Here is a 15,907-nt window from a genome sequence, read left to right as displayed (position 1 = left end):
GGGCCGGTTTCCGGCCCTTTTCTTTTGCACAAGCAGATAAGTCAACGTTGCGACCTGGCGCGTTTACCGCTACCTTAACCACATTCTTTTTACCCCGACGGCGGAGCCTCGCCCCCTTGAAATACCTCGTCTCCTTTCGTACTACGCTGAAAGTTTCACGCTATCTGTTTCGGGCGCTGGCGCTCCTGCTTTGGCTGCTGGTGGCCTTGTTCTCGGTGTTTTACATCGTTAACGCGCTGCACCAGAAAGAAGCGGAGATCCGCCAGGAGTTTAACTTAAGCTCCGACCAGGCCCAGCGCTACATTCAGCGAACGTCTGACGTGATGAAGGAGCTGAAGTATATCGCCGAAAATCGCCTGACGGCGGAAAACGGCATCCTTGCGCTTCGCGGGCGGAATGACAATACCGAAGTCCCGGACTTCCAGCCGCTGTTCCCGGACTCCGATTGCTCTACCATGAGCAATACCTGGCGCGGGTCGCTGGAATCCCTTGCCTGGTTTATGCGCTACTGGCGCGACAATTTCTCCGCCGCCTATGACCTGAACCGCGTATTCCTGATTGGCAGTGAAAATCTCTGCATGGCTGACTTTGGCCTGCGGGATGTGCCCGTTGAGCGTGACGATGCGCTGAAAAGCCTGCATGAACGTATTGTGAAATACCGCAATGCGCCGCAGGACGAGCGCGGGAATAACATCTTCTGGGTTAGCCAGGGCCCGCGCCCGGGCGTGGGCTATTTCTACGCCCTGACGCCGGTGTATCTGGGCAATCGCCTGCAGGCGCTGCTGGGGATTGAGCAGACCATTCGCATGGAAAACTTTTTCACCCCGGGCAGCCTGCCTATGGGGGTGACCATTCTGGATGAAAACGGTCATCAGCTGATCTCACTCGCCGGGCCGGATAACCGGTTAAACGTCGAACCGCACTGGATGCAGGAGCGGTCGTGGTTTGGCTATACCTCGGGCTTCCGCGAACTGGTGCTGAAGAAGAGCCTGCCGCCTTCGTCGCTGAGTATTGTCTATTCACTGCCGGTGGATATGGTGCTTGAGCGGATACGCATTCTCATCATGAATGCCATTCTGCTGAACCTGATCGCGGGTGGGGCGCTGTTCACCCTGGCGCGCATGTACGAGCGGAAAATCTTTATTCCGGCCGAAAGCGACGCCCAGCGGCTGGAGGAGCACGAGCAGTTTAACCGGAAGATTGTCGCGTCGGCGCCGGTGGGGATCTGTATTCTGCGTACCCAGGACGGAACCAACATCCTGAGTAACGAGCTGGCGCATAACTACCTGAACATGCTGACGCACGAAGACCGCCAGAGGCTGACGCAAATTATCTGCGGTCAGCAGGTTAACTTTGTCGACGTGCTCACCAGCACGCACACCAACCTGCAGATCAGCTTTGTGCATTCCCGCTATCGCAATGAAAACGTGGCGATTTGCGTGCTGGTGGATGTCTCCGCGCGCGTGAAGATGGAAGAGTCGCTGCAGGAGATGGCGCAGGCCGCGGAGCAGGCCAGCCAGTCGAAATCCATGTTCCTTGCCACCGTCAGCCACGAGCTGCGAACGCCGCTGTACGGGATCATCGGTAACCTCGATCTGCTGCAGACGAAAGAATTACCGAAAGGAGTCGACAGGCTGGTGACGGCAATGAACAACTCCTCCAGCCTGCTGCTGAAAATCATCAGCGATATTCTCGACTTCTCTAAAATCGAGTCTGAACAGCTGAAAATCGAGCCGCGGGAGTTCTCGCCGCGCGAGGTCATGAACCACATCAGCGCCAACTATCTGCCGCTGGTGGTGCGTAAACAGCTGGGGCTCTACTGCTTTATCGAACCGGACGTGCCGCTGACGCTGCACGGCGATCCGATGCGCCTGCAGCAGGTCATCTCTAACCTGCTCAGCAACGCCATCAAATTCACCGACGTTGGCTGTATCGTGTTGCACGTTTGCCGGGCGGGGGATTACCTGAGCATTCGCGTTCGCGACACGGGCGTCGGCATCCCGGCGAAGGAAGTGGTTCGCCTGTTTGACCCGTTCTTCCAGGTCGGGACCGGCGTGCAGCGTAACTTCCAGGGTACCGGACTGGGGCTGGCGATTTGTGAGAAGCTCGTCAGCATGATGGACGGTGATATTTCCGTGGATACCGAGCCCGGCATGGGCAGCCAGTTCACCATCCGTATTCCGCTCTATTCGGCGCAGTATCCGGCAAAAGCGACGGTGGACGGGCTGAGCGATAAGCGCTGCTGGCTGGCGGTGCATAACGCCTCGCTGAATGACTACCTGACGGCGCTGCTTGCCCACAGCGGCGTGAGGGTGTGTCGCTATGAAGGTCAAACGCCGGACGTGGACGATGTGCTGATCGCTGACGAGATGCCGGAGCAGCCGTGGCAGGGGAGAGGGTCGGTGCTCTTCTGCCGTCGCCACATCGGTATTCCTGTCGAGCGTGCGCCTGGGGAATGGGTACACAGCGTTGCAACGCCGCACGAGCTGTTGAGCCTGCTGGCGCGCATCTACAAAGTGGAGCTGGAAGAGCGCGACGGCGCGGGTGGATTGCCGTCACCGGAGTCTCTGGCGTCGGTAAATGACGATATGATGATTCTGGTGGTGGATGACCATCCGATTAACCGTCGCCTGCTGGCTGACCAGCTTGGATCGCTGGGCTACCAGTGCAAAACCGCTAATGACGGCGTGGATGCGCTGAACGTGCTGAGTAAAAATCATATTGATATCGTGCTTAGCGACGTCAACATGCCAAACATGGACGGCTACCGTCTGACGCAGCGCATCCGACAGCTTGGCCTGACGCTGCCGGTAGTGGGCGTAACGGCGAACGCGCTGGCGGAAGAGAAACAGCGTTGTCTGGAGTCAGGCATGGACAGCTGTCTGTCGAAACCGGTGACGCTGGACGTGCTGAAGCAGACGTTGTCGATTTACGCGGATCGCGTGAGAAAAACCAGAATATAAAAAAGGCCCGCAAGGGCCTTTTCGCTTTTCACCCTCTCCCCGTGGGAGAGGGACGGGGTGAGGGCATCAGGCCGCACACCCGTCCGGGATCAATCCTTGTCCGTTGCGCTCAGCGTAACGGAGGAGAGATAGTTCAGCAGGGCAATATCGTTGTCCACGCCCAGCTTCATCATCGCTGATTTCTTCTGGCTGCTGATAGTTTTAATGCTGCGGTTCAGCTTCTTGGCAATCTCGGTCACCAGGAAACCTTCTGCGAACAGGCGCAGAACTTCACTTTCTTTCGGGGACAGGCGTTTGTCACCGTAGCCACCCGCGCTGATTTTTTCCAGCAGACGAGAGACGCTCTCAGGCGTGAACTTCTTGCCTTTCTGCAGCGCAGCGAGCGCTTTTGGCAGATCGGTCGGGGCGCCCTGTTTCAGCACAATCCCTTCGATGTCCAGATCCAACACCGCGCTCAGGATCGCCGGGTTGTTGTTCATGGTCAGAACAATGATCGAGATATCCGGGAAGTGACGTTTAATGTATTTGATGAGCGTGATCCCATCACCGTATTTGTCTCCAGGCATGGAGAGATCGGTAATGAGCACGTGTGCATCAAGCTTTGGGAGGTTATTGATCAGTGCTGTAGAGTCTTCAAATTCACCGACTACATTCACCCACTCGATCTGTTCAAGTGATTTGCGAATACCGAACAGTACAATCGGATGGTCATCGGCAATAATTACGTTCATATTGTTCATGTATAAGGCTACCTTGCTACAGCAAGCTTTTGACGTAGGCGTCAATGTCGCTGATGTATTTTTCAATGCCAGAGGCATCTTTCTCACGAATTAGATGTTCCAGCGTTTCACATAACTGCTTGCCGGGAACCAGATTAAGCATGGCAAACACCCCTTTAAGCCGGTGTGCTGTCTGTGCCAGCGCTGCAAAATCATTCGCAGCGGACTCAGTATACAACCGCTTAACATCATCTGGTACTGTATCAACAAAGAGTGAATAGTATCCGCTGGCGTGAAGCTCGGCATTTTCGTTGCCGCCTAACGGTGACTCCGTTATCTCTTCCTGCGCCAGCTGCTCTTCTATTAGTTGTAGTACAGCTTCCTGCATCGCATTGTTTATATTAAAGTTGACGCGCAGCTGGCCAGGGCCGATTTTCCGCACGCCTGACTCATCATCGCTTAAAAGCAAGCCGGAGGCAGTAAGATTAGACGGATTATCAGTTAAAAACAGATCAAATTCTTGACTTGCAAGTCTTTCATCCGGGGTGATGCAGGCTGCTCCCCAGTTTTCTAACTGACGAACGACAATATTGCGGATCTCGTTCGAGGTCACATCGACCATCACCACGACGTCATCCAGCAGACGTTCTTCATCTTCTTCCTGCGGATTGGCCGCCATTTTCACATGCAGAGAATAGCGGGTGCCGAGGGATTCACGGGCTTTGATATTCAGGTGGCCGCCGAGCTTACGCGCCAGCTGATCGCACAGCCAGAAGGTCAGGGCATTGGCCTTGCCGTAGCGATCGCTCTGCGTGTCATTCAGGAACGGGAAGTGCAGATTATCAATTTCACTTGTTGTGACGCCTTCCCCGGTGTCCAGGATGCGGAACGTCAGACGGTCTTCTGCTGACTCCTCGGTGCTGACTTCAAGGGTGATCTTGCCGATCTGCGTGGTGGTCACGGCGTACTGAATAATCATCAGCAGAATGCGGCGCAGCGCTTCGCGATCGCCGTGGCGTTCGTCATTCGCAGGGAGATTGTTATTGATCAGCAGCTGCAGCCCTTTGCGCTTAATAACGGGCAGCACTTCCGGCACCACTTCATCGATCAGGTCCTGAATGGAGAAGAGGGCTGGCGTTCCCTTCCAGAAATCATTTTCCAGCATGTTTGCCAGCTGGATCTCATCAACCATTCTGACCAGCGAATCGGCCTGGCAGGCAAGCTGGTGGCTTTCAGAGGTGTTTAACGCCGCCGCCTGGGTCGCCAGCGTTTTTAACGGCTGCTTGAAGGCATCGCCAATGTTCTGCATAAATGCGGCGCGCCCCTGCTGGTTTTTCTCATACAGCCTTTGCGCCTGCTTGAGCTTTTTATTGACCAGCACTTCACGATCCTGGTCGCGAATAATGAAGATTTGCGTGCGGGGAGCCACCTGGCTGCGGAACTGACGGATCTCGTACAGTTCATTGTTGATGGTGGCCTGAATCACCCCCTGATGTTGATCCGCCATGGTGGTGATGTTCTGCAGGTTAAGATGCGGCAGCAGATGGTCGGCAATTTTGTTGCTCATCACCGTACGATTCGCCTCCTGGTCGTGAACCAAGACCCCAAGCGGCAGCACGGAAACAATCTCTTCATTCAGTGCACGTAATACGCGCAGCTCATTGCTGGTGCCGGCCGGAACCGCAGAGGCGTCGCTCTGACGCCCCGTCTGGAAACGGAAGGTGCTATAGCCAAACAGCGCCAGCGCCAGCAGACCGATATTCAGCAGCAGAGGCAGCAGAATATTTTGCAGGGTATCTAGCAACAGCGTGCCAAACGGCACCTGCCACACCAGACGCATGCCGGTCGAGTTCAGCGATGAGGCAATTTCGATTTTCGAGCCGTTAAAGGAGATCGATACGCTCTCTGCGGCCTCTTTGTCGGACGCCGCACGCATGTTTTGGGTGCTGCTGTCTGGCTCCAGGCGGAAGCTGTCGAGCGGCATATCCGGCGGGATTAAATCATTAATCGGTAAATCGAAGGCCACTACCGTCGCCAGATGCCCCGGCTGGTTGAACGTGGTGCGCAGGGTAAAATAATGGCCGTTTTGCCAGGCCAGACGACGCAGGGAAGAGAAGCTCTCACGCTCATCAAGGGCGTTCGCCTGCTGCAGCATCTCTGCCCGGCGGGAATCGACGATGCTGCCCACGGTTGTCTCTTTAAAGCCGGATGAGAGATCTTTTAACGGCAGCGTTGAGATCAGGATCATGCTGTTGTCCTGACCGTTCAGATAGTACATCGACCACGGTACCGTTTCGGCCCCCCAGAGGGTATCCAGATAGGTCGAAATACGCTGCGTCATCTCAAGCGTCGCGCTGTCGTGAGAGCCAAAGATAAGGGCCTCGGTCTTACGCTGCGGTTTTTCGAGATAATAGACATCCTGCTTAAGCCGCGTCTCCTGAAGTCCATCTCCGGACGAGGAGGTCGGGGCTGCCGCGATATTGTCGTAAATCTGCCAGGTGGCGTAGCGCCAGGTATCTATGCGCTTGTGCACGGCGTGGGTGATATCCACGACCTGATAGCTCTTATCCTTCAGCCAGGCGTTAACCGCGCTTTGTACCATCACCCCCATGGTGACTAACAGCACAACGATCAAAAGAAGAAAGAAACGGGTGATGCTCCCGGGAAGAAGGGAGAATTTGCTCGGGGCGGTAGTTTCAGTCTGACTCATTGATATCTTTAACCCGTTATGGTCGTGCTCTGTGGCGATAGGGCAGTATAAAGGGTAATAACTGAATTTCCAGCGCGACTGTCCGGGATGAGGCGACTTTTTCACGGGACAATATCGGCGGTGATGCATGCAGTAAACATGTACAAACTCGCCATACGCGTACAAATAATCAGCCCGCGCAATCAAAGAATAGCACGAATTAACAAGAAATTAAGTTTTGTACCAATGGATGGATTTCGAAAGATACCCGACGTGAATTTAGTTAATAGTCGTTACAATTACGGGGCGGTAGCACAAAAAAAGAGAATTTACGTAAAGAAAGGTAAAAAAAAACCGAATGCGGAGCATCCGGTTCAATTAGGGATAAACAGACATTCAAAACTGAATGACGGTAATAAATAAAGTTAATGATGATAGCGAGAGTTATTTTAGAGATTAGGCGAGATCTTGTTTTGTCATTCAGTGCTGTAACGGATTTTATTGTAACTAATTGATGTTTATGTGGTGATTTTCCTGTTTGATTATAAGTGCTAATTTTCTAAGCTATTTGTGCTTTGTAAAAGTTCCTTGATATTCACATTTCGAAACATGTTGATGGGTAAATGAAACATCTTCAAAGTTTTCGTATCATATTCGCATTGGATTATTCTGTAATTTTGCGGAGAATGAAATTGCCGACTGGTTAATGAGGGTTAACCAGTAAGCAGTGGCAATTATAAGGCATATAACAGAGGGTTAATAAAATGAAAGTTAAAGTACTGTCCCTCCTGGTACCAGCACTCCTGGTGGCAGGCGCAGCAAATGCGGCCGAAATTTATAACAAAGATGGCAACAAATTAGATCTGTACGGTAAAGTCGATGGTCTGCACTATTTCTCTGACGACAAGAGTGCCGACGGCGACCAGACATACATGCGTCTTGGCTTCAAAGGCGAAACTCAGGTTAACGATCAGCTGACCGGTTACGGCCAGTGGGAATACCAGATCCAGGGCAATACCTCTGAAAGTGACAACCAGGCCTGGACGCGTGTGGCGTTCGCGGGTCTGAAATTCGCTGACGCGGGTTCTTTCGATTACGGTCGTAACTACGGCGTAATCTACGACGTAACCTCCTGGACCGACGTTCTGCCAGAATTTGGCGGCGATACTTACGGTGCGGACAACTTCCTGCAGTCCCGTGCTAACGGCGTGGCGACCTACCGTAACCAGGACTTCTTTGGTCTGGTGGATGGCCTGAACTTTGCCCTGCAGTATCAGGGTAAAAACGGCAGCGTAAGCGGTGAAAACGACACCGGTCGTAGCCTGCTGAAACAGAACGGCGACGGCTACGGTGCATCCGTGACCTATAACCTGGGTGAAGGCTTCAGCATCGGTGGTGCTATGTCTTCTTCCAAACGTACCGCTGACCAGAACAACACCGCTAACCTGGCGCTGAAGGGCGAAGGCGATCGTGCTGAAGTCTATTCTGGTGGTCTGAAATACGACGCCAACAACATCTACCTTGCGGCGCAATACTCCCAGACCTACAACGCAACGCGTTTCGGCAACTCTCAGAGCAGCAGCGACATTTACGGCTTCGCTAACAAAGCGCAGAACTTCGAAGTGGTTGCTCAGTACCAGTTCGACTTCGGCCTGCGCCCATCCGTGGCTTACCTGCAGTCTAAAGGGAAAGACATCGAAGGTTACGGCGATCAGGATCTGCTGAAGTATGTTGATGTTGGTGCGACTTACTACTTCAACAAAAACATGTCCACCTACGTGGATTACAAAATCAACCTGGTTGATGAAAATGAATTCACCCGTCAGGCGGGTATCGGTACTGACGATATCGTCGCGCTGGGCCTGGTTTACCAGTTCTAATCGCTTCATCGTGTGACGTAAGGGGCCTGATGGCCCCTTTTTTGTGTCTCGCAGATTCTCACAACTCACCCGTTTTGGTGTACTCTTGCCGCCCTGGCATGAGGATAATAATGAATGGACATGACTTTTTTACGCGCCAGCTTTCTGGCTATGCTTTTTTTCCTGACCGCGTGTGACGATTCCGCGCCCGTGGCGAAAGCCGACGCACCCGCCGCAACGGTGCTCGAAGGCAAAACGATGGGCACCTTCTGGCGCGTCAGCGTGATGAACCTCGATAAAACACGCACAGATGAGCTTCGCGGCAAAATCCAGTCGCAGCTGGACGCCGACGATCAGCTGCTCTCAACCTATAAAAATGACTCGGCGCTGATGCGCTTTAACCTCTCCACCAGCACCTCCCTGTGGCCGGTGAGCGAGGCGATGGCCGATATCGTGACCGAATCTATACGCGTGGGTTATAAAACCAACGGCGCGATGGATGTGACCGTCGGACCGCTGGTAAACCTCTGGGGATTTGGCCCTAACAAACAGCCGGTGACCATCCCTGAGCAGGCGGCCATTGATGACGCCCGCGCCAGGACAGGGCTGCAGCATCTGACGGTGATCAATCAGTACGGGCAACAGTACCTGCAAAAAGATATCCCCGATCTGTTTGTCGATCTGTCGACGGTAGGGGAAGGCTATGCGGCGGATCATCTTGCAGCGCTGATGGCCCAGGAAGGCATTTCCCGCTATCTGGTCTCCGTGGGCGGCGCGTTAGTCAGCCGGGGGATGAACGCCAGCGATAAGCCGTGGCGCGTAGCGATTCAAAAGCCGACCGATCGGCAAAATGCCGTGCAGGCGATAGTAGATATCAACGGACATGGGATCAGTACTTCCGGAAGCTACCGTAACTATTACGAGCTTGAGGGGAAGCGTATATCGCACGTTATCGATCCACAGACCGGCCGTCCCATCACGCATAACCTGGTCTCGGTGACGGTCATTGCCCCCACCGCGCTGGAAGCGGATGCCTGGGATACCGGATTAATGGTTCTCGGCCCGGAAAAAGCCAAAGAGGTGGTCCGTCAGGAAGGGCTGGCGGTTTATATGATCACCAAAGAGGGCGACGGGTTTAAAACCTGGAGCTCGCCGCAGTTCAATAGCTTCCTGGTGCGCGACAAAAATTAAAAAGCAAGGTTGCGGGTTTTTTATCAGTGGCACTCAGGCAGGCTCTATGTATGCTTACAAGAGGAGCCGATAATGAGAAACTCAACCTTTATTACCGATGAGGATCGCTGGCAGGCCGTGCTGGCCCGCGATCCGCTCGCTGACGAACAGTTTGTCTTCGCCGTGCAGACCACGGGTATTTTCTGCCGCCCGTCATGCCGCGCCCGCCACGCGCTGCGTAAAAACGTCCGCTTTTATCCCGATGCCCGCCATGCCGTTCAGGCAGGGTTTCGCCCGTGCAAGCGCTGCATGCCGGACAAACGCGATCCGCAGGCGCAGAAGCTGGCAAAAGTGGAACACGCCTGCCGTCTTCTTGAGCAGGAACCCACGCTAACCCTGGAGGGGCTGGCGCAGCAGGTGGCCATGAGTCCTTTCCATTTCCACCGTCTGTTTAAGTCCGTGACCGGCATGACGCCAAAGGCCTGGCAGCAGGCGGCGCGAGGCCAGCGCCTGCGCACCGCGCTTGCACAGGGAGACAAAGTTACCGACGCCGTGCTGGCGGCGGGGTTTCCCGACAGCAGCAGCTATTATCGCAAAGCCAACGATGCGCTGGGCATGACGGCCAGGCAGTACCGCAAAGGGGATGCGGCAGTGCGTTATGCCATCAGCGACTGTTCGTTAGGACGCTGTCTGGTTGCAGAAAGCGAGCGGGGGATCTGCGCGATCCTGCTGGGTGACAGCGATGCGGAATTAGCCGAAGAGCTTGCCGCGCATTTTCCAAAAGCAGCGCATGCGCCGCTGGAAGAGGATTTCGCGCGGCGGATCCAGCAGGTGATTGCCAGTATTGATAACCGCGATGTACCGCTTGCGCTGCCGCTGGATATTCGCGGAACCGCGTTCCAGCAGCGCGTCTGGCAGGCCCTTCGCAACATCCCCTGCGGCGAAACGGCAAGTTACCAGCAGGTGGCGCAGGCGATTGGTCAACCCAATGCGGTACGCGCCGTTGCCGGAGCCTGTGCGGCAAACACGCTGGCGATTGTGATCCCCTGCCATCGCGTGGTTCGTCACGACGGCGCGCTGTCGGGTTACCGTTGGGGGACGGCGCGAAAAGCGCGATTACTGAAACGTGAGGCGAAACGCCAGGAGGGATAATGCTCGATCTTTTTGCGGATGCTGAACCCTGGCAGGAGCCGCTTGCGCCGGGGGCGGTGATCCTACGCCGCTTTGCAACCTCCCGTGCGGCGGCGCTGCTTGCCGGTATCGACGAGGTGACGGCGGTTTCGCCGTTTCGCCATATGGTGACGCCGGGCGGCTATACCATGTCGGTGGCCATGGCCAACTGCGGCGAACTGGGCTGGGCGACGAATGAGCGGGGCTATCTTTATGCCCCGAACGATCCCGCTACCGGCCAGCCGTGGCCCCCGATGCCTGCTATTTTTCAGGCGCTCTGCCACGAGGCCGCCGTAGCAGCTGAGTATCCTGACTTTCGGCCGGATGCCTGCCTGATTAACCGCTACGCCGTCGGCGCGAAGCTCTCGCTGCACCAGGACAAGGATGAACCCGATCTGCGCGCGCCTATCGTCTCGGTATCGTTAGGTCTGCCTGCCGTCTTCCAGTTTGGGGGATTGCGCCGCAACGACCCGCTCAAGCGCATCATGCTGGAACATGGCGATGTGGTGGTGTGGGGCAGGGCGTCGCGGCTTTACTATCACGGCATTCAGCCGCTGAAGCCCGGAGTCCACCCGCTCACGGGCGAGTATCGTTTTAACCTGACCTTCCGTCAGGCGGGGTACAGTAAACTAAAATAAGAATTATTCTTGATGTCCGCGCAGGGCAGTTTACACTGCTGGCTGATTTTTATTGTCCGGATTGCCTGCATGCAACTACTTCTCCTTGTCTGGCGTCAGTATCGCTGGCCCTTCATCGCAGTAATGGCGTTAAGCCTTGCCAGCGCCGCGCTGGGTATTGGCCTGATCGCGTTTATTAACGTGCGGTTGATTGAAATGGTCGACACCTCGCTCTCCGTATTGCCGGAGTTTCTCGGCCTGCTGCTCCTGTTGATGGCGGTTACGCTCGGTTCCCAGCTGGCGCTGACCGCGCTCGGGCACCATTTCGTTTTCCGTTTGCGCAGTGAGTTTATCAAGCGGATCCTCGATACTCAGGTAGAGCGCGTTGAGCAGCTCGGCAGCGCTTCCCTGCTGGCGGGGCTGACCAGCGACGTTCGCGCCATTACCATTGCGTTCGTTCGTCTGCCGGAGCTGGTGCAGGGGATCATTCTGACCTTTGGCTCGGCCGCTTATCTCGCCTGGCTCTCCAGCAAAATGCTGGCGGTGACCGCGCTGTGGATTGTCATTACCATCTGGGGCGGCTTTATGCTGGTGTCGCGCGTCTACAAACACATGGCGGTGCTGCGCGAAACCGAAGATAAGCTCTATAACGATTACCAGACGGTACTGGAAGGACGCAAAGAGCTCACCCTGAACCGCGAGCGCGCCGAGCATATCTTTAATCATCTCTATATCCCGGACGCGCGCGAGTACCGCCATCATATTATTCGCGCCGATACCTTCCACCTGAGCGCGGTGAACTGGTCAAACATTATGATGCTGGGTGCCATTGGCCTGGTATTCTGGATGGCAAACGGCCTAGGCTGGGCGGACACCAACGTCGCGGCAACCTACTCGCTGACGCTGCTGTTTTTGCGCACGCCGCTGCTCTCGGCGGTCGGCGCGTTGCCCACCCTGCTGAGTGCGCAGGTGGCATTTAATAAGCTCAAAAAATTCGATCTCGCGCCGTTTAAAGCCGAATTCCCGCGCCCGCAGGCCTTCCCGAACTGGCAGACGCTGGAGCTGCGTAACGTCACGTTCCGCTATCAGGACAGCGCCTTCTCCGTGGGGCCGGTCAACCTGACGATCCGGCGCGGTGAACTGCTGTTCCTCATCGGCGGCAACGGCAGCGGTAAATCTACGCTGGCGATGTTGCTGACCGGACTCTATCAGCCGCAGTCGGGCGAGATTTTGCTGGACGGCAAGGCGCTGAGCGCGGAGAAGCCCGAGGATTACCGCAAGCTTTTCTCGGCGGTGTTTACCGACGTCTGGCTGTTCGATCGGCTGCTGGGGCCGGAAGGGCAACAGGCCAATCCTGCGCTGGTGGAAAAATGGCTGGCGCAGCTGCAGATGTCGCACAAGCTGGAGTTACAGGATGGGAAGATCCTCAATCTGAAGCTTTCCAAAGGGCAGAAAAAGCGCGTGGCGCTGCTGCTGGCGCTGGCGGAAGAGCGTGACATCATCCTGCTGGACGAGTGGGCGGCCGATCAGGACCCGCATTTCCGCCGCGAGTTTTATCAGGTGCTGCTGCCGCTGATGCAGGAGATGGGCAAAACCATTTTCGCCATCAGCCATGACGATCACTACTTCATACATGCTGACCGCCTGCTGGAGATGCGCGACGGCAAGCTGAGCGAGCTGACCGGTGAAGAGCGCGACGCGGCATCGCGTGACGCGGTAGCGCGTACGGCCTGATGCCCTCACCCTCACCCTAACCCTCTCCCACAGGGAGAGGGGATAGATCGTGGTCGTAATGACGCTTTTTTCTCCATCCCGTCCCGTTGTTTATTCTTATTTACATATCCCCGCGCTATGCTTAACCCCAACTCATTTAATGGATTTATGATTGATGTCGGTATTAAAGAAAAACAGCGCCAGACAGCGTGACCAGGAGCGCGCGCGACTCATCTGGCTTCTCACGACCGATAAAGCGGTCACTTCTACGCTATTAGGCAAACTCACCCTGGCTGAGCAATATGATGTCGGCACCCTGGCCGACGATATTGCTGAGGTAGGTGCGCTGGTTGCTCATTTACCCCCGCCGGATCTGGCGGATACCCTTGAAGCGCTTCCCTCAGAAGAACGTCACGCCCTGTGGCGTCTGGTGCAGGATCACGAGCGCGGGCAGGTGCTGCTTGAGGCCTCCGAAAACGTCTGGGACGACCTGATCGACGAGATGAGCGACCGGGATATTCTCGACGCGGTACAAACCCTGGATATCGACGAGCAGATTTACCTCGTTCAGCACCTGCCGCGAAACCTGACCGGTCGCCTGCTGGCGTCGCTGCCTGCGGAGGAGCGGGCGCGCGTGCGTCAGGTGATGCACTACGAGAAAAACAGCGTCGGCGCGATCATGGAGTTCGGCGTTATCACGGTGCGACCGGACGTGACGCTCGGCACCGTGCAGCGCTACCTGCGTCGCCTGGGCAAAATGCCGGACAACACCGATAAGCTGTTTGTCACCTCCCGGGATAAAACCCTGCTCGGCGAGCTGGAGCTGAAAACCATCCTGCTCAACAGCACTCAGCGGAAGGTGAGCGAGGTGATGGAAAACGAGCCGATGGTCTTCTCCCCGGAAGACGACGCGGAGAAAGCGGCGCGTACCTTCGAGCGTGACGACCTGGTGAGTGCCGCCGTCGTGGATTCTGTCGGCAAACTGATGGGGCGTCTGACCATCGATGAGATCGTTGATGTGGTCTACGAAGAAACCGACAACGACCTGCGCGCGCTCGGCGGGATCAGCGCCGAAGATGACGTCCATGCCTCCGTCGGCAAGGCGGTGAAAACGCGCTGGGCGTGGCTGGCCATTAACCTGTGTACCGCGTTTATCGCCTCCCGGGTGATTGACGGGTTTGAACACACCATTTCTCAGCTGGTGGCGCTGGCCTCGCTGATGCCGATTGTGGCCGGAATTGGCGGCAACACCGGAAACCAGACTATAACCATGATCGTCCGCGCCCTTGCGCTGGAAAATATTCAGCCAGGTAACTTTTCGTGGCTCATTTTTAGAGAGATGGGCGTCGCGCTAATTAACGGCCTGGTGTGGGGCGGGATTATGGGCGGCATCACCTGGTGGCTGTACGACGATATGGCCCTGGGCGGCGTGATGATGCTGGCGATGGTGCTGAACCTGCTGGTAGCGTCGATAATGGGCGTGATTATCCCGCTGACGATGACCAAACTGGGGCGCGACCCCGCGGTGGGGTCGAGCGTGATGATCACCGCCATCACCGATACCGGTGGTTTCTTTATTTTTCTTGGGCTGGCGACGATTTTTCTGCTTTAAGCCGACGCTTAATACGGGCGGGGAGGAGTGCCATGACGATAATCCCGCCCAGCACGCCAATCGCCAGATTGCCGGTTGATACCGTGGCGGCAACGGTGACCAGCATGACGACCGTTTCTGCAATCGGGGCCGTTTTCACCGTGGCTGGCTGAAGGCTGTGCCAGCTGAAGGTTTTGACGGCAACAATTGCCATAATACCTGCCAGCACCGCCATCGGGATTTTGGCCATCACGTCGCTGAGCGCCGTCACCAGGATCAGCAGCACAATGCCCGCCGCAAAGGTTGAAATGCGGCTTCGACCTTTCCCCATCTCCACGTTGACGATGGTTTGTCCGATCATCGCGCAGCCTGCAATCCCGCCATAAAATCCGGCCAGAATATTGCCGACGCCTAATCCAATGCTTTCGCGGCGTTTACCTGACGGTGTCGCAGTCAGCTCATCCACCAGCTTTGCCGTCAGCAGGGATTCCAGCAGGCCGACAAACGCGATGCTCAGCGCGCACGGCCAGATAATGCTCAGCGTCTGCACATTGAGCGGGACCAGCAGCTCGGTAAGACCCGGCAAACCGCCGCTCATGGAGCCTTCATCGCCCACGGTCGGCAGGATTTGACCGGTTGAAACGGTGAACACGGTAAGCACAACAATCGCAATCAGCGGGGAAGGGATGCTTTTGAGATAGCGCGGCACCCACAGCACGATCAGCAGCGTAATCACGAACAGGCCCACAATCAGCGGGCTTCGGCTCCAGAAATGCGGCACCTGAGCGAAGAAGATCAAAATGCCCAGGGCGTTAACAAACCCCGTCATGACCGACTGGGGAATAAAGCGCATCAGCCTTGCCATGCCCAGCACGCCAAACAGAATCTGAATCACGCCCGCCATCAGCACGGCAGGAAGAATGTACTGTACGCCGTGCTGATGCACCATCGGGCCAATGACCAGCGCCACGGAACCGGCCGCTGCCGTGACCATCGCCGGGCGACCACCGAGTACAGACAGGGCAAGACACAGCACCACGGAGGCGATCAGGCTGACCTTCGGGTCAACGCCCGCCACCACCGAAAATGAGATGACTTCGGGGATCAGCGCCAGGGCGGTAATTACGCCTGCCAGCGTTTCACGCGTCAGCTGCTTTGGGGAACGCAGCACGTTGGCTACGCGGTCTTCGGGGGATACGGCAGAATGGGGTAAGGACATAACAGTTCGCTGGTTAGGGCAGGCTTCCGTGCGCGCGATCGCAAAACGCAACATACTAGCCAGTAAAACCGTGCTTTACCAGACGCATCGATAATTCCTCACAAACAATCCATCATTAAATTTCACAATTACAATAATTTCGTAACCTTTAAACAATATTTAAAAGTTGTTACCGTGCCCCCGCAGCTTTTTTCACC

The 15,907-nt window shown here is 55.9% G+C and carries 10 protein-coding genes; 7 read left to right on the top strand and 3 right to left on the bottom strand.

The features are described 5' to 3' along the window. Positions 1-116 precede the first annotated feature (116 nt). Positions 117-2,963, top strand: a complete 2,847-nt coding sequence (gene rcsC, locus ACJ69_RS11585) for a two-component system sensor histidine kinase RcsC (RefSeq protein ID WP_029740917.1) — start codon at positions 117-119, stop codon at positions 2,961-2,963. A gap of 89 nt (positions 2,964-3,052) precedes the next feature. Here rcsC and rcsB read toward each other — a convergent pair whose 3' ends face one another. Further along, a complete protein-coding gene (rcsB, locus tag ACJ69_RS11580; RefSeq protein ID WP_003859405.1) occupies positions 3,053-3,703 on the bottom strand; it encodes a response regulator transcription factor RcsB in 651 nt (216 codons plus the stop codon). A gap of 16 nt (positions 3,704-3,719) precedes the next feature. Then, on the bottom strand, positions 3,720-6,392 hold the full coding sequence (gene rcsD, locus ACJ69_RS11575; protein ID WP_059347077.1) for a phosphotransferase RcsD: 2,673 nt from the start codon (positions 6,390-6,392) through the stop codon (positions 3,720-3,722). Between the two features lie 743 nt (positions 6,393-7,135). On the opposite strand from rcsD, the gene ACJ69_RS11570 reads away from it, so the two are divergent. The 6 genes from ACJ69_RS11570 to mgtE all read left to right on the top strand — a co-directional run bounded on the left by ACJ69_RS11570 (position 7,136) and on the right by mgtE (position 14,512). Continuing rightward, on the top strand, positions 7,136-8,251 hold the full coding sequence (locus tag ACJ69_RS11570) for a porin OmpC (protein WP_045354264.1): 1,116 nt from the start codon (positions 7,136-7,138) through the stop codon (positions 8,249-8,251). Positions 8,252-8,365: 114 nt separating this feature from the next. Further along, positions 8,366-9,421: an FAD:protein FMN transferase ApbE gene (gene apbE, locus ACJ69_RS11565; RefSeq protein WP_059347076.1), complete on the top strand. Its 1,056-nt coding sequence runs from the start codon at positions 8,366-8,368 to the stop codon at positions 9,419-9,421. 72 nt (positions 9,422-9,493) lie between these two features. Next, complete coding sequence (gene ada, locus ACJ69_RS11560) at positions 9,494-10,552, top strand: bifunctional DNA-binding transcriptional regulator/O6-methylguanine-DNA methyltransferase Ada (protein ID WP_054829667.1); 1,059 nt, start codon at positions 9,494-9,496, stop codon at positions 10,550-10,552. Then, on the top strand, positions 10,552-11,208 hold the full coding sequence (alkB, locus tag ACJ69_RS11555) for a DNA oxidative demethylase AlkB (RefSeq protein ID WP_054829666.1): 657 nt from the start codon (positions 10,552-10,554) through the stop codon (positions 11,206-11,208). The genes ada and alkB overlap by 1 nt, the downstream gene beginning before the upstream one ends. A gap of 69 nt (positions 11,209-11,277) precedes the next feature. Beyond that, positions 11,278-12,921, top strand: a complete 1,644-nt coding sequence (locus ACJ69_RS11550) for a multidrug ABC transporter permease/ATP-binding protein (protein ID WP_059347832.1) — start codon at positions 11,278-11,280, stop codon at positions 12,919-12,921. Positions 12,922-13,075: 154 nt separating this feature from the next. Further along, positions 13,076-14,512, top strand: a complete 1,437-nt coding sequence (mgtE, locus tag ACJ69_RS11545) for a magnesium transporter (protein ID WP_023312503.1) — start codon at positions 13,076-13,078, stop codon at positions 14,510-14,512. On the opposite strand, the gene ACJ69_RS11540 is transcribed toward mgtE, so the two are convergent. Continuing rightward, the gene (locus tag ACJ69_RS11540) at positions 14,475-15,764 is read right to left on the bottom strand and encodes a SulP family inorganic anion transporter (RefSeq protein WP_059347075.1); all 1,290 of its coding nucleotides are present in this window, start codon (positions 15,762-15,764) and stop codon (positions 14,475-14,477) included. The genes mgtE and ACJ69_RS11540 overlap by 38 nt on opposite strands. Positions 15,765-15,907: the final 143 nt, after the last annotated feature.

Origin of the sequence: Enterobacter asburiae (assembly GCF_001521715.1) — a bacterium.
Taxonomy (GTDB): Bacteria; Pseudomonadota; Gammaproteobacteria; order Enterobacterales; family Enterobacteriaceae; genus Enterobacter; species Enterobacter asburiae.
The sequence above is the reverse complement of the archived record's forward strand: the minus strand, read 5'-3'. Positions and strand labels throughout refer to the sequence as shown.